The organism is Parapedobacter defluvii, assembly GCF_014642075.1.
Lineage (GTDB): Bacteria > Bacteroidota > Bacteroidia > Sphingobacteriales > Sphingobacteriaceae > Parapedobacter > Parapedobacter defluvii.
Window position 1 is genome coordinate 21,487 of the sequence record NZ_BMIK01000030.1, and the last position, 18,950, is coordinate 40,436.

Below are 18,950 nucleotides of genomic sequence, written 5' to 3' on the forward strand. Positions count from 1 at the left end.
TTACATTTTCTTGCCAGTAATGATAATGTCAGAAACGATGGTCATCGGTATCTGCATTCCCTGGATTTCGATGGATCCGCTAATATCCTGTTTCAGGATAGTCTGAATAGGTAGCCCAGATTCAATGTCTACTTCCAAAGTGCCCTTCTGAGTACCGCTTAAATTGAATTCCGCCCCTTGAAGCAACGGGTTGCCGCTGTTTTTTAGTTTAGAAAAGCCCATTTGTCCATTAACCGCGAGCATGGCAGAATTGCCGGTTATGTCGGATAGTGCGAAATCGGAAGTGACGGTCGACTGGAACATACCGGCTACCGGACCTGAGAAGCTTTTTGTCCATACATCGCCCTTGTTGACGGTTTGGTTTGGATAAATATTGATCATTTGGTTCATGTTCTGGATCATGGATGAATCGCCGAAGCTCTGTTTCAGTATTTCGGCGCGCTGCGCGTCTACTGATCCGATGATCTTATCTAATCCTTCCACCCGCTCTACACGTCCTTCTTCATTGATGTGCATGAGGAATGATTTGCCGACGAGGTTGGATATTACTTTCAGCTCTTCCGTGCCTGCCTCCGGATTGCTTGAGTCATAGTGAAGCTGTTGCATTCCCCCAGCAACGTCGGTATCCATTTTAATGGCACTGAATGTGACGTTAATGATCGTGGTACCACCTTGTGCAGATTGGACATCATAAATATAGTCAGATGACATATTTTGTGTGGTAACCACCTGTTGCCCCATCATTTCTTGCGTAATGTGTTGTTTGACGATAGATGAGAAAAGGTATTTATTGCCGGGTTTCAGGTTGAACTTTAGGTGTATTTCCTGGTTTACCCGGTTGGTTGTCTTCGATATCGGTTGGTCTGCGTGTGTTCCATTATAGGAAATGAAGAGGATAAACAATAATCCCCATATTTTGGTATGCATCATGATTTGCTTCTTTTTTGTATACTATGTTTCAAATGTAGACTTTATGCTGATTTTCTGTATATATTTTTGTTAAAAACCGAAATCATACCAAAAACTATTTCATTCCGCGTTATACCGTATTTTTTTTGGTTTGCTTTTCTGTTTGCATTGTTTATCATTGTATAAATACCTGTATATTATGCACACGGAATCAGTAATAATGGGTGACGAAAACCGGGACATGATGCGTCAAATGGTACGTGAGTTTGTGGATAAAAATGTCCGACCCTATGTGATGGAATGGGACGAGGCGCAGACTTTTCCGGTTGATACCTTTAAAGCCATGGGGCAATTGGGGATTATGGGGGTGTTGGTGCCCGAGGTCTACGGAGGGGCGGGGCTCGGCTATCACGAATACGTCGACATCATTGTGGAGGTGGCCAAAGTATGCGGCGCGGTCGGCCTTTCGTTAGCTGCGCATAATTCTTTGTGTACCGGGCATATCCTAACCTTTGGAAGCGAGGACCAGAAACAGCGATGGTTACCGAAGTTAGCCACCGCAGAATGGATTGGCTCTTGGGCACTTACCGAGGCAAACACGGGTTCAGATGCATTGCGTATGGGTACTACTGCTGTCTTGGACGGCAATACCTATGTAGTGAATGGCACGAAGAACTGGATAACACACGGAAAAAGCAGCGATATTGCTGTAGTGATGGCGCGGACAGGTGAAAAAAACAGATCCCACGGGGTTTCGGCATTTGTCATTGAAAAAGGTACACCGGGGTTTACCCACGGAAAAAAGGAGAATAAATTAGGTATGCGTGCTTCAGAGACCACCGAGCTCATTTTTGACAACTGCAAAGTGCCCAAGGAAAACCTACTCGGCGCGGAAGGAGAAGGTTTCAAACAGGCGATGAAAGTGTTGGATGGTGGGCGGATTTCCATCGCAGCGCTGGCTTTAGGTATTGCGAAAGGTGCGTTAGAAGCCGCTGTAAAATACGCAAAGGAGCGTCGGCAATTCGGACAGCCCATTGCCAATTTCCAGGGAATATCATTTAAACTGGCGGATATGGCGATCGAAGTGGAAGCAGCTGAATTGCTTATCAGGCAGGCTTGTGAGTTGAAAAATAAAGATAAAGAGGTAACCAAAAACTCGGCTATGGCCAAATATTATGCCTCAGAAATTGCGGTGCGTTGTGCGACGGAAGCTGTACAGATTTTTGGGGGATATGGCTATACCAAAGATTTCCCGGTAGAAAAATACTACCGCGATGCCAAATTGTGTACCATCGGTGAGGGCACGTCCGAAATCCAGAAGTTGGTTATTGCCCGGGAAGTGTTGAAATAACCCCAGTGGCCGACCGCAGCATTTCTCATAGTGAATGGATGAGGGCCCAGTAACGGAATCCCAAAATCGCACGCTGACCTTTGGTAAGTGTGGCAGGGTCTTTCCCCGCATATTTTGGGAGCAACTGGTTATTGAGCCTGACAAGTAACTTGAACACGACTTTCTTCATTTATTTTCTAAATTTGTCCGTACGCTATTTATTCGTTTCCATTTACTCAAATTTAACATGGCTAAAGCAAAAAAAGAAGAAAAACAACATATTCCTGTCGTAACTCCGAAGTCTCTTCGTTTTTTCGAAACCTATATCAACAACCCTTCACCTACCGGTTTTGAATGGGAGGGGCAGCGGCTGTGGCTGGATTACCTGAAACCGTATGTGGACGAAACGTTTACCGATGCCTACGGAACGGCTGTAGCGGTAATCAACCCAAAAGCGGAATATAAAGTGGTCATTGAGGCGCATGCCGACGAAATATCGTGGTTTGTGAATTACATTACCAAAGATGGGCTGATCTATGTAATCCGGAATGGTGGGTCTGACCATCAGATTGCACCGTCCAAGCGGGTAGACATTCATACCGAAAAAGGAATCATCAAAGCCGTTTTCGGATGGCCTGCGATCCATACGCGTTCGGGCGAGAAGGAAGAGGCCCCCACGTTGAAAAATATCTTTTTGGATTGTGGCTGCACCAGCAAGGAAGAAGTAGAAGCACTGGGTGTGCATGTGGGATGTGTGGTTACCTATGAAGACCAGTTTATGGTACTGAACGATCGGTATTATGTGGGGCGGGCGCTTGACAACCGGGCAGGTGGCTTTATGATTGCCGAAGTGGCCCGTTTGCTGAAAGAGCATAAGAAAAAGTTGCCCTTCGGGCTGTATATCGTAAACTCCGTGCAGGAGGAAGTCGGGCTGCGAGGGGCGGAGATGATTGCCCACCGGATTAAGCCTAATCTGGCTATCGTAACAGACGTTACACACGATACGCAGACACCGATGATTAATAAAGTCACACAGGGAGATTTGGCCTGTGGCAAAGGCCCTGTAGTATCTTATGCTCCGTCTGTACAGATCAATTTCAATCGATTATTGGTCGATACAGCAGTAAAAAAAGGAATCCCGTTCCAGCGTCAGGCTTCCTCGCGGTGGACAGGTACAGATACCGATGCATTTGCCTATTCAAATGAAGGAGTTCCGTCCGTCTTGATATCACTGCCACTGCGTTATATGCATACCACCGTGGAGATGATTCACAAAGAAGATGTTGATAATGTGATCCGTTTGATATATGAGGCTTTGTTGGCAATAAAATCAGGGCAGGATTTCAGATCATTTGTACAATAGTTAACTAAACAATCACATGACGGAAAAGAAGGAAAACCAACTGAACATAGAACTTTCGGAGGATGTTGCTGAAGGTATCTACTCTAATCTTGCGATTATTACCCATTCAAATACGGAGTTTGTGCTCGATTTTATACGTGTAATGCCCGGCATTCCGAAGGCCAAGGTGAAATCAAGAATTATCTTGACACCCGAGCATGCAAAAAGGCTACTAGGCGCATTAGATGACAATATTGCAAAATACGAGGCGGTAAACGGTAGTATCAACACACAGGATGACCCGCCGTTTCCAATGAATTTTGGTGGCCCAACAGCGCAGGCTTGAATCAAGCGCTTTTGGGTTTACTGAATATCGCCATAATGAACGCAATGGCAGCCAATATGATAAGGATATTGAATAAGCCCTTAAGTGCATACCAAAAAATGCCGATACCCCAGATAACAAGTAAGATTAACGCTAGAATAAATAGAAAACTTCTCATGATGTTTTACAATAGGTAACCATAAAATGGATGGATTGTTTTTGCAATTCAGGCAAGTTTAGCTATTTTTGCATCGATTTGCGTGAGCGCCAATAGCTCAGCTGGATAGAGCAACGGTTTTCTAAACCGTCGGTCTCAGGTTCGAATCCTGATTGGCGTACGAATAGAAACCTTCCGGTCTTTACTGATCGGGAGGTTTTTTTATTCGATAAATCATTTTCCGTTTGTTGCCGTTCAATTTATCGCTGTGTCCTTCACGTAGTTGGTGATTTTGGGGGCAAGGAATGAAAAAAAAGGTATAATTGAATTTGCAATATATCGCAGAGTTTGTACTTTTGCGCCGGAGAGTTGGCAGAGTGGTCGAATGCGGCGGTCTTGAAAACCGTTGACTGTAATAGGTCCGGGGGTTCGAATCCCTCACTCTCCGCCACCTGAAACGAAGCCCCGCAACAGCGGGGTTTTTCTGTTTAATAGGCGTACCTGAGCAAAGCGGAACAATCCCTCAAGCTCTGCCAAACAAAAACAAGCTTAAAAATAGTCAGTTTTTTGGTTTAATGCGGCAGGTCAAACTTGTTTAAATGAAGTCGGATTATCTGGAATTTGCCAATTTGGAATCGGTATGAAGGTTATTAAGTGAAATCCCTTGGTCTTTCCAGATATCAGCTAATGCGATGATATCGGGGGGTGACGCGCGAACAAGTCCTGCTTTTCTTCTGCTTTTCTTCTGCCTTTCTCTTGCCATCTTCCGTGAATTTATCGGGGTGTATGCGGCCAGTATGTGGGAAAACCATAGATGCCGTACGCATACGCCCTGCGCACAGCATGCGAGATGGGAGAATAAGGTCAGGAGAAAGTCGGGCGAAGAGGGGAGCAAACACCCAGCGCTCTTATTAGTACAAATTGAGTAATACTCATGAGAGAATTGATCGATAGAATGGGCAGTATTGAATAAAAAACCAGATCAATAGGACAGAAACGGCAAAAAAAGGGTATTTTTGCCGAATATGACAGACTTAACCAAGCCAACGGTAGGAGTTATTGGAAGTGGCAGTTGGGCAACTGCAATGATAAAAATGCTGGGCGATAACGGGGCTGATAAGTCCGTACATTGGTGGGTACGCAATGAAGATGCCGCGGAATACATCCGCACCTTCAGGCATAATCCGAATTACCTGAGTGCGGTTACTGTCGGTATACCTAAACGCCATATCCATACAAATGCCCAAACGGTAATCGCACATGCAAATTTGATCATTCTTAATACACCCGCGGCTTTTTTGAAAGATGCACTAAAAGGGGTTACGCCGGAGCTGCTAGCCGGTAAGATCATCGTGTCGGCCATCAAAGGTATCGTGCCCGATGAGAATTTAATTGTCGGTGATTACCTCCAGCAGGAATATCGCGTGCCAATCACCCAGATTGCTGTAATTGGAGGGCCCTGTCATGCTGAAGAGGTATCTTTAGAAAAGCTCTCGTACCTGACCGTGGCTTCACAGGATATGCAAGTTGCTGCACAGGTGGCTTCCTTGATCCAGACGCGCTACATAAAAACCAATATATCCGACGACATTTACGGCACGGAATACGCCGCAGTCTTGAAAAATATTTATGCGGTAGCCGCAGGTATTTGTCACGGAGTGGGATTTGGCGATAATTTTCAGGCTGTATTGGTATCCAATGCGATCAGGGAAATGGCCCAATTCGTAAATGTGGTACATCCCATTGATCGCGATATCAAGGAGTCGGCTTATTTGGGCGATTTGCTGGTTACGGTTTATTCCCAATTTAGCCGAAATCGTACGTTTGGAAACATGATCGGCAAAGGGTATTCAGTCAAATCTGCACAATTGGAAATGAATATGATAGCCGAGGGTTATTATGCTGCAAATTGCATCCAGCAGATTAGCGTTAAACACGGAATCGATCTGCCGATCTGCAATGCTGTATACAATGTGTTATATCGACATCTTTCGCCGGTAATTGAGATGAAGAAATTAGCGGAAAGACTAACGTAATGAAACCGAGATGTAAATAATATTGACACATAGGGAAAATGATTATTTACATCGAGCTCTCATCAGCCGTTAAAAAGAAAATGAATAGATGAAAACGAGTTTTTTACAAACTTTCTTTGGAAAGACAAGGCTTTCTTACCTATTGGTTTTTTTGGTTATTTCCAATATCTCTTGTGATTCATTTAGACGCAGAAATCTACAGATCTACCGCAATGGTGTTGTCGTGTCGGCTCATCCGGAGGCATCGGCAGTAGGATTACACATCTTGCAGGGTGGAGGAAATGCCGTTGATGCCGCGGTAGCGGTCCAATTTGCGCTCGCCGTTGTGTATCCCAATGCGGGAAATATCGGTGGTGGAGGTTTTATGGTTTATCGCAACGCTGATGGGGATTTTGATGCGTTGGATTTCCGGGAAGCCGCACCCGGGGCCGCAACAAGGGATATGTATCTCGATGCGGAAGGCAATCCGGTGGCCGAGTTAAGCCTGCGCGGACAGTTAGCTTCAGGCGTACCGGGTTCTGTTGACGGTATGGTAAAAGCACATGAAAAATACGGTAAACTCGAATGGTCTACCTTATTGAAACCGGCCATTGACCTTGCTCAAAGTGGGTTTCCTGTAACCGAAATGCAGGCCAAAGAGTTAAATAGCAGAAAAGAGAGTTTCCGGAAATATAACCCGGGTGGGACCGCCTTTTTGCGGGATGTCGAATGGATAGCGGGCGATACGTTGGTCCAACCCGAATTGGCGCATACGCTAACGCTGATCAGCCAGCGCGGTAGGGCAGGATTCTATGAGGGCGAAACGGCCGACCGCATTGTTGAAGAAATGGCTCGCGGAAACGGCATCATCAGCCACGCAGACCTGAAAAATTACGAGGCGAAATGGCGGGATCCGATCTCAGCAACTTACCGGGGCTACCGGGTGGTATCCATGCCACCCCCTTCGAGTGGCGGCATTGCATTGATTTCCCTGCTTAAATCTGTAGAGGCTTATCCATTGTCGCAATGGGGGTTCCAGCAGGATTCAACTATGCGTGTAATCATTGAAGCCGAACGCAGGGTATATGCCGACCGGGCCACCCATTTGGGGGATCCTGATTTTTACGATGTTCCCCAGTCTATGCTGATCGATTCTTCGTATAATGCCGAACGTATGCGGAATATCAATTTCAGGCATGCATCGTTTAGCAGTGATATATTTGCGGGTAGTCTGTCTATGGCCGAGCACGAGGAAACCACCCATTTTTCCATTGTGGATCGGGAAGGAAATGCGGTTGCTATCACGACTACGCTCAATGGATCATACGGATCACAGGTAGTAGTAGCCGGGGCGGGATTCCTATTAAATAATGAGATGGATGACTTTTCCGTGAAGCCGGGTGCACCCAATATGTATGGATTGATTGGTGGTGCGGCCAATGCGATTGAACCGGGTAAGCGGATGCTTAGTTCCATGACTCCCACGATTCTCGAGAAGGACGGGAAATTATTCATGGTATTGGGTACACCGGGCGGATCGACGATTATAACATCGGTATTCCAAACCATTCTCAACGTGGTTGATTTTGACATGGAAATACAGGAAGCAGTGGCTGCGCCACGCTTTCACCACCAATGGCTGCCTGACGAAGTGGCGCTTGAGGAAAATGCCGTGACTCAACCGGTCCGACATTCGTTGTCTGCCACCGGATATAAGCTTGTGGACCGGGGGAGTATCGGTAGGGTGGATGCGATACGGGTGCTGCCGGACGGGAGCCTGAGTGGCGGGGCAGATCCACGCGGAGATGACACAACAAGAGGATACTAATGTAACGACTAAGATAATGAATAAAGAATATATTGCGGATCGTTATAAACAGATACAGGATGAGATATGCCGGGCATTGGAGCAATTGGACGGCAAAGCATCCTTTGTCGAAGAGCTATGGGCGCGCGATGGGGGCGGTGGAGGGCGTACACGCGTCATCCAAAACGGTGACGTAATTGAGAAGGGAGGGGTGAATTTTTCAGCGGTGCATGGTGTGTTGCCTGAAGCGATAAAACGTGCATTCCAGGTTGATGACGAAAATTTTTTTGCTACCGGAGTTTCCATTGTGCTCCATCCCAGTAATCCCTTTGTGCCCATTATCCACATGAATATCCGGTATTTTGAACTGAATGATCAGATCCGGTGGTTTGGTGGTGGTATAGATCTGACACCGCATTATGTAGAGAAAGACGAAGCTGTTTATTTCCATCGGCAGCTTAAAGGTGTCTGCGATCGTTTTGATCTTTCTTTTTATCCGGAGTTTAAGGCGTTTGCCGACCGCTATTTCTACATTAAACACCGGGGGGAAACCCGTGGGGTGGGAGGTGTGTTTTACGACCGGCTCACACCTGAAAAAACAGCGTTGTCCTGGGAAGGAATTTTTGATTTTTCATATGCCCTGGGTAACGCGTTTGTGCCCACATATGCGGAATTGGTCAACAGGAACCGACATCGAGATTTTTCTGAGGCCAACAAGCAGTGGCAATACCTCCGACGAGGGCGGTATGTGGAGTTTAACCTTGTATACGATGCAGGAACCAAATTTGGATTAGAGACCAATGGGCGCATCGAATCTATCTTAATGAGTCTGCCCCCTCATGCAGGCTGGGCCTATGATTTCAAACCTGAGTCGGGTAGTGCTGAGGCAGAAACCTTATTGTGGCTCAGGCAGGGAGTGGATTGGCTGGCTCAATAACCTAGTTATACTTAGTAGATCTGTAAATGGTAAAATTCAGTCGGTTTACCCTTGATAATGGGTTGAGAATATTGGTACACGAGGATCACGCAACACCGATGGCGGTGGTCAATCTGTTGTATGATGTAGGCTCGCGCGATGAACATCCGGATAAAACGGGGTTTGCACACTTATTCGAGCACCTCATGTTTGGCGGGTCGGTGAATATTCCTAGTTACGACGGACCTTCGCAGGCAGTGGGTGCCCAAAACAACGCATTTACCAGCAACGATATTACTAATTATTACATCACGTTGCCTGCCGCTAACCTTGAGACCGCGTTCTGGTTGGAAAGCGATCGCATGTTGGGTTTGGCATTTAGTGAAAAAAGCCTCGATGTGCAGCGTAATGTGGTTTGCGAAGAGTTTAAACAGCGGTACCTCAATCAGCCGTATGGAGATGTGTGGCTTAGGCTCAGGCCATTGGCTTACCAGGTGCATCCGTACCGCTGGGCAACCATCGGCAAAGAGCTTTCCCATATTGAACAGGCAAAGATGGATGATGTCAGGGCATTTTTCACGAAGCATTATGCGCCCGAGAATGCGATTCTGGTAGTTGCCGGGGATGTTGAAGTCGACGCCGTAAAAGAACTGACAGAAAAATGGTTTGCTCCGATTGCTTCGCGTGGTAAGTATGTGAGGAAACTCCCCGCAGAACCGGAGCAACGGGAGGCCCATAGGGAAGTGATATACGCAGATGTTCCCTTAAATAGCCTGTATATCGCTTTTCACGGTCCTGCGCGATTGGAAAATGCGTATTACGCCATGGACTTGATTTCAGACCTACTGTCGCGCGGTACATCTTCCAGACTTTATCGTACACTGGTCAAAGAGAAAGAATTGTTCAGTGAAATCAACGCATATCATACGGGGAGTATAGATGGTAATTTGTTCGTGGTAGCCGGTAAGCCCCTGTCAAATATAACGTTGGAAGCTGCCGAGGAAGCCATTTGGGACGAATTAAGACAGTTGAAATATGAGCAAGTGACAGATTACGAACTGAACAAAGTAAAGAATCGGATAGAGTCTACGATGATTTTCGCCGAGATGGCCATTTTAGAAAAGGCCATGAATTTAGCTTATTTTGAGTTGCTTGGGGATGCCGATGGATTGAACCGAGAGGTAGATCGTTATTTTGCCGTTTCTGCTGAAGACATCCAGCGGCAAGCCAATCAGTTGTTCAGAAAAGAAAATTCTTCAACGCTTATTTACATAGCCGATAAACATGCTTACTAGAACGCAACCTCCCCCGTATCATCCAATAAGCGGGTTGGATTTAATTAAACCCCAAGAAATTACGTTTTCGAATGGATTGAAAGTTTTTATCTTCGATTCCGGTGAACAGGATTTGGTACGTATTGAATGGATTGTTGATCATCTTTTCGGCCGGGAGGATCAAGCGCTCTTGAATTCCAGCATCTGCGAATTATTACCGGAAGGCACGCTTACGCTTAGCAGTGCTCAGATTGCGGAATTAGTTGATTTCCATGGTGCATTTTTAATACCGGGAGTTGGTTATGATCAATCTTCATTGACGTTATTTTCGTTGAATAAGCATCTTGAGGAATTATTGCCGGTAGTCAAAGATATGTTGACGAATGCTGTTTTTTCTGAAAAGGAACTTGCAACCTATATCCGCAACAATAAGCAGAAGCTACAGGTTTCTCTTCAGAAAAATAGTTTTGTAGCACGCAGGCTGTTTAATAAATCCGTATTTGGAACAGCCCGTTATGGATATGTACCTGAGGTATCAGACTACGATGAACTGACCAGAAACAACTTATTGGTATTGTTCAGTCAGCAGTATAGACCATCAAATTGCACATTGGTTGTTTCTGGTAAGATTACCGGAAATGTTATAAATAGCCTGGATCGCTTGTTTGGAAATGACTGGGTGGATCAAAATGGAGCCCTGCCTATTGAGCAAATACCCAATGTGCTTCCCACAGCAGGGAAGCTAGCCGTTGACGTGCGTAAAGATGCGATGCAATCGGCCATCCGCATGGGATGCCTGAGCGTACAGCGCCCTCATCCTGATTTTCCCGGGCTGCAGGTGCTGAACACGGTATTGGGAGGGTATTTCGGTTCACGCCTGATGACCAATATCCGGGAGGATAAGGGCTATACGTACAGCATTAGCTCAGGTATGGCATCGTTAAAGCACAGTGCTTTTTTTACCCTTGGATCGGAAGTAGGGGTGGATGTAACGGCTGCAACGCTCGGTGAAATTGAAAGGGAAATTAATAGACTCCGGGATGAGCCGGTGAGCAATGAAGAACTTGCGGTGGTTAGGAGTTATATTATGGGGAGCCTATTGGGCAGTCTGGAGAATGTATTTTCTCACGCTGACAAATTCAAGAATGTATATTTTTCTGGGTTGGGACTGGAATACTACGATCGTTATACTTCCGTAATCAACACGATTACTCCCGACGAAATATGCCATTTAGCCAATACATATCTGGATTTTGATAAAATGGTCAAGGTAGTAGTCGGAAAGATTTAGCCATGATATTAGCCGGTAGCCATTGACTTCAGCACTTCAAACAGCGCCTTCCCTTTTAATAGGCATTCGTTATATTCTTTTTCCGGATCAGCATTGTCCGTAATTGCTCCTCCGGTATGAAACGATAGGTAACCATTGTCTGCATTGTAAATCAAGGTGCGGATGACTACACTGAAATCATAATTGCCCTGTGGACTAAAATATCCCAACGCTCCAGAATAGACTCCTCTACGGCTGTTTTCGTAACGATCGATCAATTTCATCGCACTGATTTTTGGAGCCCCGGTCATGGATCCGGCAGGAAACGTATTACGAATGGTATCCGCGGGGCTTATTCCTTCACGGATTTGGCAGGTGATGGTAGAAATCAACTGATGAACCTGTCTAAAGCTATGTATCTGAAGGAGATCAGAGGCCTTAACCGTACCCGGTTCGGCACTGCGCGTCAGATCATTTCTTACGAGGTCGACAATCATGATGTTTTCGCTGATTTCTTTCGGGCTGGTGGCGAGGGCGTTTTTCAATTGATCGTCTTCGCCCGCAGTTTTACCCCGCGGAGCGGTACCTTTAATGGGTTGTGACAACAAGGTTCGGCCGTTTTTGGAAAGGAAGCGTTCCGGAGAAGCCGATAAGATATATTTTTGTCCGAATTTGAAGAAGCATGAAAACGGAGTGGGTGATACTTCGTTGAGTTTCCGGTAGGCTTCCAGCGGATTGAGGGATATCTGCTCTGCAAAAAATTCCTGGCAAAGGTTCACTTCGTAGATGTCTCCCTTCCGGATATGTCTCTGTAGCTCAGCAAATGCCGAAAAATAGGTGGATCTGTTCATCCGTTTTTTCAGCTGCCCCTTGAAACCCAACGGTTCGTCTTTTATTTCAGTGGCCTCGATCTGCGTTATGATCGCCTTCGGATCAGATCCCTTGATTTCTGCATTATATTGACCGATAAGCAGCGTATATTCGGGTACAAAAAAATAAGCATCGGGGAACTCTGTGTAATTGGGATGTTGGGAATGCAGGTTTTCAATTTCATTCTTTAGGTCATATCCCAAAAATCCCGGAATCCACGCATCCGGATGGTTGTCAATAAATTGCTGTAGTTTAGTAAATGTATTGCTACCATCTGATAGGAAAGATGCAGCTGTCCCTACGGCGATAAACACGTCAATATTGCCGTAATTATCGCGGTATCCATTGGAGTCCAAGTAACAGACGCTGTTAAACTGCATTGCCCACTGCAATGCCTTTTGTGTAAAAGTTTCACTGTCGTTCAGATGGCATGCCAGTGATACCATGATACGGAATGCTAATTATTCACTCAACAGCAGGGTCTGTGTACGATCGGGTCCTACAGAAAGGTATTTGATCGGTACACCTAAGTGGGTTTCCAAATATTGAATGTATGACTTCAGTGTATCGGGAATTTGTTCCTTATCGGTAATTCCGCACAGGTCAGCATTCCATCCCTGCAGTTGCTCATATACTGGTTCCGGTTTAACACTTACAATATCGTAAGGCATGTAGTCGATTTTTTCTCCATTTTGGATGTAATGTGTACAAGCGTAGATGGTATCGAATCCGCTTAGCACGTCGGCTTTTGTCATCACTAACTCAGTGACCCCGTTGAGCATGATGGCATATTTGAGTGCAGGGAGATCGATCCAACCCGTACGGCGGGCACGTCCGGTAGTTGCACCGAATTCATGCCCCAATTGGCGGAGTTTTTCACCGGTCTCATTTTCTAACTCGGTGGGGAAGGGGCCGCCACCTACCCGGGTGCAGTATGCTTTGAAAATGCCAATGACGTGGCCGATTTTGGAAGGGGCTATGCCCAATCCGGTGCATGCGCCGGCCGTGGTCGTATTGGATGAGGTAACAAAAGGATATGAACCGAAATCAATATCCAATAAGGTTCCCTGTGCGCCTTCCGCAAGCACGCGCTTGCCTTCATTGAGATATTTATTTACAAGGTGTTCGCTGTCTACATGGGGGATTGTTTTCAGGAATTCCACCGCTTCCATGAACGCTTGTTCACGTTCGCTGAAATCAGGTATTTCGCCGTAATGGGAAAGGATGGACTTGTGTTTTTCAACCAGTCGTTGGTACCGCTCCATGAAATCGGGTAGGGTAGTATCACCCACACGTAATCCATTTCTGCCGGTTTTATCCATGTAAGTAGGGCCGATGCCTTTCAGTGTGGAGCCGATTTTCCCTGCACCCATTTTGCTTTCGGACGCTGCGTCGAGCAATTGATGGGTTGGCAGAATCAAGTGAGCTTTTCGGGCGATGACGAGTGTACCCGCCGCTACCGGATCAAAGCCGCTTTTCTTTAAGGTATCCAGCTCCCGCTTCAAAGTAATGGGATCGATAACTACCCCATTGCCGATTAGGTTGAGCGTATCTTTGTTGAATATTCCCGATGGGATTGTATTCAATACATATTTCTGGTTATCAAATTCCAGCGTATGTCCTGCGTTAGGCCCCCCCTGGAAACGGGCAATCAAATCATATTTGGGACACAGCACATCTACAATTTTGCCTTTCCCTTCATCGCCCCATTGCAGGCCTAAAAGCACATCAACTTGCATAGTTTAATTCAGCATTGAAAATGAAATCATTAAATGGAATACCAATTTTTGGCAAATCTAACATTATTTTGATATTCTACGAGGACTAATTCCAAAAGATCATTCCGTGCCGTCTGTTGACAGCAGTGAGGTATGGTTAGGCATGCACAGAAATACTTAATGGGTTTCAGCAAGTTCTTCTTTTCTCCTTGCCGGTGCGGCTTGTACGCTTTCCTTTTTGGCTGAGCAATCACTGCATACGCCATAGAGATTGAGGGAGTGGTGTTTGATATCAAATTTGAGGAGTTCACCCATCATGCTCTGTATTTGGTGGATACGGGGGTCGCAGAATTCGACGACTTTGCCGCATTCTATGCAAATAATGTGGTCGTGTTGCTTATATCCATAAGACTTTTCAAACTGCGCCATGTTTTTCCCGAACTGATGTTTTGTCACCAGGTCACAGGATACCAACAGTTCCAACGTGTTGTATACAGTCGCCCGGCTTACCCGGTACTTTTTATTTTTCATGTGGATATACAGCGATTCCACATCGAAATGGTCATTCCGGGAATAGATTTCTTCCAGAATGGCATAGCGTTCCGGGGTCTTACGAAGACTTTTATTTTCTAGGTAGGCCTCGAAAATTTTCTTTACTGTTTGATAGTTTTCCGTTTGAGTCATCATCCGAAAGTTTAACGTACAAACTTAGGTAAATTTGCGCTAATATGCAAATTTATCGATTTCTCATCTGCCGCCTAAGAATAAGTTCACAGATGGAATATACACAAAATTGTTGGGATACATAAGTTACCATTCGGCCTCAATCAACCGAGTCAAAACGGGTAATTCCTGTAATCCCTTTAATCTGCTTTAAATGCCGGATCAGGCTTTCCAAGTGGGCCGTATCATTTACGAAAATCATGATTGAACCTTCAAAGATACCGTCGTTACTGGATATGGTAATGGAGCGGATGTTTATTTTAAAGTCGTCTGAAATCACTTTGGTGATCTTATTGACCAGCCCGACATCATCGATACCAACAATATGTAATCCGGTCAGGAATGCCAGTTCTTTTTGCGAAGTCCATTTTGCCTTAACGATGCGGTAGCCGTAATTGGCCATCAGTTTGGCGGCATTGGGGCAATTCGTCCGGTGGATTTTGATACCATCATTCACCGTAATGAATCCGAAAACATCGTCACCGGGGATCGGGTTGCAGCAAGGGGATAGCGTATAGTCGATTTTCTGCAGGTCGTCTCCGATCAGCAGGGTTTCGTAGTCTTTTTTATTGATTTTATCTACCAGTCCACCAATATGCGACGCAAATTGCTGTCCGTTTGGCTGATCCACTGTTTTTTCGCTCAGTGCAAATTCCTTCAGGTTTTTAATATCAATTTCTCCTTTGGCAACATTATAAAACAGATCCTGCGAGGAAGGATATTTGAAAAACATCGTCAGCTTATTGATGTTCTCCGTATTGTAGGTAATTTTCAGTGATTTGAGTTTCCGTTCGAGGATTTCCTTTCCATCTTCGGCCACCCGCCGTTTCTCTTCTTTGAGCGCGGATTTGATTTTGGACTTGGCTTTGGCGGTAACTACAAAGTTGAGCCAATCCTCTTTGGGTGTCTGCTTACTCGACGTAATGATTTCCACTTGGTCGCCATTCTGCAACTTATGGCTTAGGGGAACCAGTTTGTGATTAACCTTTGCACCGATACAGCTGGCGCCGAGATCAGAATGTATCTCAAAGGCAAAATCCAGCGCAGTGGCGTTGTGAGGTAGCTGGATAAGCGCACCTTTAGGTGTGAAAATAAAGATTTCATCCGAAAACAGATTCATCTTGAAATCATCCAGGAAATCCATCGCATTCGGCTCCGGATTGCTCAGTATTTCACGTACTTTCTGTATCCATTGATCCAATCCGCTGTCGGAATTGGATTCTTTGTATTTCCAGTGGGCAGCAAACCCTTTTTCCGCAATTTCGTTCATCCGGATGGTGCGGATCTGAACTTCCACCCATTGGCCTTTCGGCCCCATTACCGTCGTATGGAGCGACTCATATCCGTTGGCTTTGGGAGACGAGACCCAATCTCTTAACCGGTCCGGGTTTGGCCGGTACAGGTCTGTTACGATGGAATAGGCCTTCCAGCAATCCGCTTTTTCGTTTTCCTGCGCGGTATCGATGATGATACGGATGGCAAAAAGGTCATACACCTCTTCAAAGGGGATGGATTTCTTACGCATTTTGCTCCAGATGGAGTGAATGGATTTCGGTCGGCCAAAAACCTGCGCTTTGATACCCTGCTCGTGTAATATTTCCTTGATAGGCTCTACAAAGTTATAGATGAAACGCTCGCGCTCTGCTTTTTTCTCATTCAGCTTCTTCGCGATGAATTTATACGTGTCTGGATCCGTGTATTTCATGGAAAGATCTTCCAATTCGGATTTAATGGCGTATAACCCCAGGCGGTGGGCCAATGGTGCGTACAGGTATGACGTTTCCGAAGCGATTTTAAGCTGTTTGTCCCGTGGCATAAAATCCATCGTCCGCATATTATGCAGCCGGTCAGCCAGCTTGATCAGAATGACCCGCACATCGTCTGCCAGGGTGAGTAACATTTTCCGGAAATTTTCCGCCTGCATTGAGCTGTTTGGATCAAATATGCCGGATATTTTTGTCAATCCATCAATGATGCGGGCTACTTTCTTGCCAAATTCACGCTCAATATCATCCAAGGTGATGGAGGTGTCCTCTACCACATCGTGTAACAATGCGCACACAATGGAGGTGGTTCCTAATCCAATTTCTTCTGCGGCAATTTGGGCCACAGCTATCGGATGGTAAATATAGGGCTCGCCCGATTTGCGGCGCATATCTTTATGGCTTTCGAGTGCCAAATCGAATGCCTTGCGTATCATCTGTTTATCCCCCCGCTGTAGTGTAGGTTTACACGCGCGTAATAATGCACGGTATCGCCTGCGTATTTCCTTGCTTTCTGCTTCTAAATCTATTACTAATTCTTTCATTCGTAACTCTTCTCCCGAAAAAACGACAAACTTGCATATCAATCCAAGTTTGTCTAAGTTTGTATGTCCGTTAGCAATGATTGGACACGTTTGTTGTCTGTTCGTTTAATCATATAAATATACGGATAATTATTGAAATAGCATAGATGACCCGCGTTACAGTGCTGATTTTTTTTGTGATGGTGTTCCTTGCAGGGGTAGCTAAGGCACAGGATACCTTGTCGCGGTCGTCCTACCCCAACCGGGCATCGTATCGGATGGTACCAACCACCGTGGTAGACGGGGAACTTCTTCCGTGGATGCTGATTCCGGAAGTGGAAGTTACCCGTAAACGTGTTTTTAGAAGCCCTGAAGATAAAGCGCGTTATCTTAGGCTTCGATACAATGTAATTAAGGTATTGCCTTATGCCAACTATGCGCAACGCCGGTACGAACAATTGTACCGGGATTTGGCACTCACCGGAAATAAACGCGAACAGAAGCGATTGGTAAAAGCCTGTGAAAAGGAAATCAAAGATATGTTTAATAAGGAAGTGAAAAATCTGACGATTTCGCAGGGCGAAATATTGATTAAATTGATCGATCGGCAAACCGGGAATTCGAGCTATGAGGTAGTTAAGGAACTCCGGGGAGGCATCACGGCGTTTTTCTACCAATCGATTGCCAAGGTGTTCGGACATAACCTGAAAAACAAATACAACATTGAGGATGATTTTGAGATTGAAAATATCATCCGCAGCCTTGAGCGGCCTACAAACCGGTATTTTTAACCATGAATGAAGATAAACAACTGGACATATTAGTAATTACCGTACATCCCGATGATGCAGAATTGGGTTGCGGGGGAACCCTGGCCAAACAGGTTGCGATGGGTCGTAAAGTAGGAGTAGTAGACCTTACACGCGGCGAATTAGGTACCCGGGGTACTCCGGAAATACGGAAGGCTGAAGCGGAAAATGCGGCTGCAATATTAGGGTTATCTGTCCGGGAAAATCTGGGGATGCGTGACGGTTTTTTTCAAAACGATGAACCACACAAACTCCAGGTAATACATGCCATACGCAAATATCGGCCGGAAATTATCATTACCAATGCATTGCATGATCGCCACCCCGACCATGGAAGAGCCGGTGATTTGGTAAACGATGCTGTATTTTTGGCAGGTCTGCGTAAAATCGAAACTTCCGAAGATGGTTCAAGCCAGGCGCCCCACCGTCCGCGGCTTATGCTCCAATTAATCCAAGACAATTATATCAAGCCTGATATCGTTGTCGATATCAGTGATTATTGGGAGCAAAAGATTGAGGCGATTAAGGCCTATCGGTCACAGTTCTTTAACGAGTCTTATCAGGCGGATGAGCCGGAGACGTACATTTCGAAACCGGATTTTTTGGAGTACATCGAAAGTCGGGCCAGGGAGTACGGTAAATACATCGGCGCGAAACACGGCGAAGGGTTTACATGCCGGAGGTTACTCGGCGTGGATGATTTGTTCGTATTGAAATAGCGTCTGATACGTTATGCTAAACGGCGAAGCTTTCCCCACAGGCACAGGTACGGGAAGCATTTGGATTATGGAATTCAAATCCCTTTCCATTAAGTCCATCAGAGTAATCCAATTCTGTACCAGCCAGATAAAGGTATGATTTGATATCCAGGCAGATCTTAATCCCTTTATCCTCAAACAACTGGTCGCCCTTTTTTTCTTCGTTGTCGAAGTTGAGTTTATAACTTAATCCGGAGCACCCCCCGCTTTCTACGCCCACACGTACAAAATAGGTGTCATCATACTGTTCATTACGCATGATGTCGAGTATACGTTGTTTCGCTTTCTCAGTGATTGTTACCATGAATACAAAGATCGGAAAATTCAGTCGACATTACAAAGAGCTCACCGTTTGTTCAGGGAAATCGCTTTTAAGATTTTGGGATTAGGAATAGTATCCGTATATTTATGGAAATGGTTAGGGTGAAAAAAAATGCCCT

Annotated in this window: 18 protein-coding genes and 2 tRNA genes; 12 read left to right on the forward strand and 8 right to left on the reverse strand. The window is 45.6% G+C overall.

Annotated features, from left to right (window positions below):
* Nucleotides 1–930, reverse strand: coding sequence for a DUF6263 family protein (locus tag IEX60_RS23435; protein WP_188753834.1), 930 nt, complete (start codon nt 928–930; stop codon nt 1–3).
* A gap of 178 nt (nt 931–1,108) precedes the next feature.
* On the opposite strand from IEX60_RS23435, the gene IEX60_RS23440 reads away from it, so the two are divergent.
* Nucleotides 1,109–2,260 (forward strand): acyl-CoA dehydrogenase family protein, encoded by a 1,152-nt coding sequence (locus tag IEX60_RS23440; protein WP_229717761.1) that lies wholly within the window; start codon nt 1,109–1,111, stop codon nt 2,258–2,260.
* Nucleotides 2,261–2,285: 25 nt separating this feature from the next.
* Here the strand turns inward: IEX60_RS23440 and IEX60_RS23445 are convergent, their stop codons facing one another.
* On the reverse strand, nt 2,286–2,429 hold the full coding sequence (locus IEX60_RS23445) for a hypothetical protein (protein ID WP_188753835.1): 144 nt from the start codon (nt 2,427–2,429) through the stop codon (nt 2,286–2,288).
* Nucleotides 2,430–2,486: 57 nt separating this feature from the next.
* On the opposite strand from IEX60_RS23445, the gene IEX60_RS23450 reads away from it, so the two are divergent.
* The 4 genes from IEX60_RS23450 to IEX60_RS23465 all read left to right on the forward strand — a co-directional run bounded on the left by IEX60_RS23450 (nt 2,487) and on the right by IEX60_RS23465 (nt 4,514).
* Nucleotides 2,487–3,602, forward strand: a complete 1,116-nt coding sequence (locus IEX60_RS23450; RefSeq protein WP_188753836.1) for a M42 family metallopeptidase — start codon at nt 2,487–2,489, stop codon at nt 3,600–3,602.
* 16 nt (nt 3,603–3,618) lie between these two features.
* Nucleotides 3,619–3,927 (forward strand): DUF3467 domain-containing protein, encoded by a 309-nt coding sequence (locus IEX60_RS23455; RefSeq protein WP_188753837.1) that lies wholly within the window; start codon nt 3,619–3,621, stop codon nt 3,925–3,927.
* Nucleotides 3,928–4,170: 243 nt separating this feature from the next.
* Nucleotides 4,171–4,244 (forward strand) — tRNA-Arg (locus tag IEX60_RS23460).
* 182 nt (nt 4,245–4,426) lie between these two features.
* A tRNA-Ser gene (locus tag IEX60_RS23465) sits at nt 4,427–4,514 on the forward strand.
* Nucleotides 4,515–4,673: 159 nt separating this feature from the next.
* On the opposite strand, the gene IEX60_RS23470 is transcribed toward IEX60_RS23465, so the two are convergent.
* The gene (locus tag IEX60_RS23470) at nt 4,674–4,826 is read right to left on the reverse strand and encodes a hypothetical protein (protein WP_188753838.1); all 153 of its coding nucleotides are present in this window, start codon (nt 4,824–4,826) and stop codon (nt 4,674–4,676) included.
* Nucleotides 4,827–5,088: 262 nt separating this feature from the next.
* Here IEX60_RS23470 and IEX60_RS23475 point away from each other — a divergent pair, with 262 nt between their 5' ends.
* The 5 genes from IEX60_RS23475 to IEX60_RS23495 all read left to right on the forward strand — a co-directional run bounded on the left by IEX60_RS23475 (nt 5,089) and on the right by IEX60_RS23495 (nt 11,366).
* On the forward strand, nt 5,089–6,099 hold the full coding sequence (locus IEX60_RS23475; RefSeq protein ID WP_188753839.1) for an NAD(P)H-dependent glycerol-3-phosphate dehydrogenase: 1,011 nt from the start codon (nt 5,089–5,091) through the stop codon (nt 6,097–6,099).
* An 88-nt stretch (nt 6,100–6,187) separates the two neighbouring features.
* Nucleotides 6,188–7,906 (forward strand): gamma-glutamyltransferase, encoded by a 1,719-nt coding sequence (gene ggt / locus IEX60_RS23480; RefSeq protein WP_188753840.1) that lies wholly within the window; start codon nt 6,188–6,190, stop codon nt 7,904–7,906.
* 13 nt (nt 7,907–7,919) lie between these two features.
* The gene (gene hemF / locus IEX60_RS23485) at nt 7,920–8,822 is read left to right on the forward strand and encodes an oxygen-dependent coproporphyrinogen oxidase (RefSeq protein WP_188753851.1); all 903 of its coding nucleotides are present in this window, start codon (nt 7,920–7,922) and stop codon (nt 8,820–8,822) included.
* Between the two features lie 26 nt (nt 8,823–8,848).
* Complete coding sequence (locus IEX60_RS23490; RefSeq protein WP_188753841.1) at nt 8,849–10,096, forward strand: M16 family metallopeptidase; 1,248 nt, start codon at nt 8,849–8,851, stop codon at nt 10,094–10,096.
* On the forward strand, nt 10,086–11,366 hold the full coding sequence (locus IEX60_RS23495; protein ID WP_188753842.1) for a M16 family metallopeptidase: 1,281 nt from the start codon (nt 10,086–10,088) through the stop codon (nt 11,364–11,366). Before IEX60_RS23490 ends, IEX60_RS23495 begins: the two co-directional genes overlap by 11 nt.
* Before the next feature lie 8 nt (nt 11,367–11,374).
* Here IEX60_RS23495 and IEX60_RS23500 read toward each other — a convergent pair whose 3' ends face one another.
* The 4 genes from IEX60_RS23500 to IEX60_RS23515 form a co-directional block, all read right to left on the reverse strand.
* Nucleotides 11,375–12,661 carry an anthranilate synthase component I family protein gene (locus tag IEX60_RS23500; RefSeq protein WP_188753843.1) on the reverse strand — a complete coding sequence of 429 codons (1,287 nt, stop codon included), beginning with the start codon at nt 12,659–12,661 and terminating at the stop codon, nt 11,375–11,377.
* Between the two features lie 15 nt (nt 12,662–12,676).
* Complete coding sequence (locus IEX60_RS23505) at nt 12,677–13,954, reverse strand: adenylosuccinate synthase (RefSeq protein ID WP_188753844.1); 1,278 nt, start codon at nt 13,952–13,954, stop codon at nt 12,677–12,679.
* A 156-nt stretch (nt 13,955–14,110) separates the two neighbouring features.
* The gene (locus tag IEX60_RS23510; protein ID WP_188753852.1) at nt 14,111–14,617 is read right to left on the reverse strand and encodes a Fur family transcriptional regulator; all 507 of its coding nucleotides are present in this window, start codon (nt 14,615–14,617) and stop codon (nt 14,111–14,113) included.
* 139 nt (nt 14,618–14,756) lie between these two features.
* Complete coding sequence (locus tag IEX60_RS23515) at nt 14,757–16,964, reverse strand: RelA/SpoT family protein (protein ID WP_188753845.1); 2,208 nt, start codon at nt 16,962–16,964, stop codon at nt 14,757–14,759.
* A gap of 146 nt (nt 16,965–17,110) precedes the next feature.
* Between IEX60_RS23515 and IEX60_RS23520 the strand changes: the two genes are divergently transcribed.
* Nucleotides 17,111–17,734, forward strand: coding sequence for a DUF4294 domain-containing protein (locus IEX60_RS23520; protein WP_188753846.1), 624 nt, complete (start codon nt 17,111–17,113; stop codon nt 17,732–17,734).
* Between the two features lie 2 nt (nt 17,735–17,736).
* Nucleotides 17,737–18,471, forward strand: coding sequence for a bacillithiol biosynthesis deacetylase BshB1 (bshB1, locus tag IEX60_RS23525; protein ID WP_188753847.1), 735 nt, complete (start codon nt 17,737–17,739; stop codon nt 18,469–18,471).
* Nucleotides 18,472–18,487: 16 nt separating this feature from the next.
* Here bshB1 and IEX60_RS23530 read toward each other — a convergent pair whose 3' ends face one another.
* Nucleotides 18,488–18,814: a HesB/IscA family protein gene (locus IEX60_RS23530; protein WP_188753848.1), complete on the reverse strand. Its 327-nt coding sequence runs from the start codon at nt 18,812–18,814 to the stop codon at nt 18,488–18,490.
* Nucleotides 18,815–18,950: the final 136 nt, after the last annotated feature.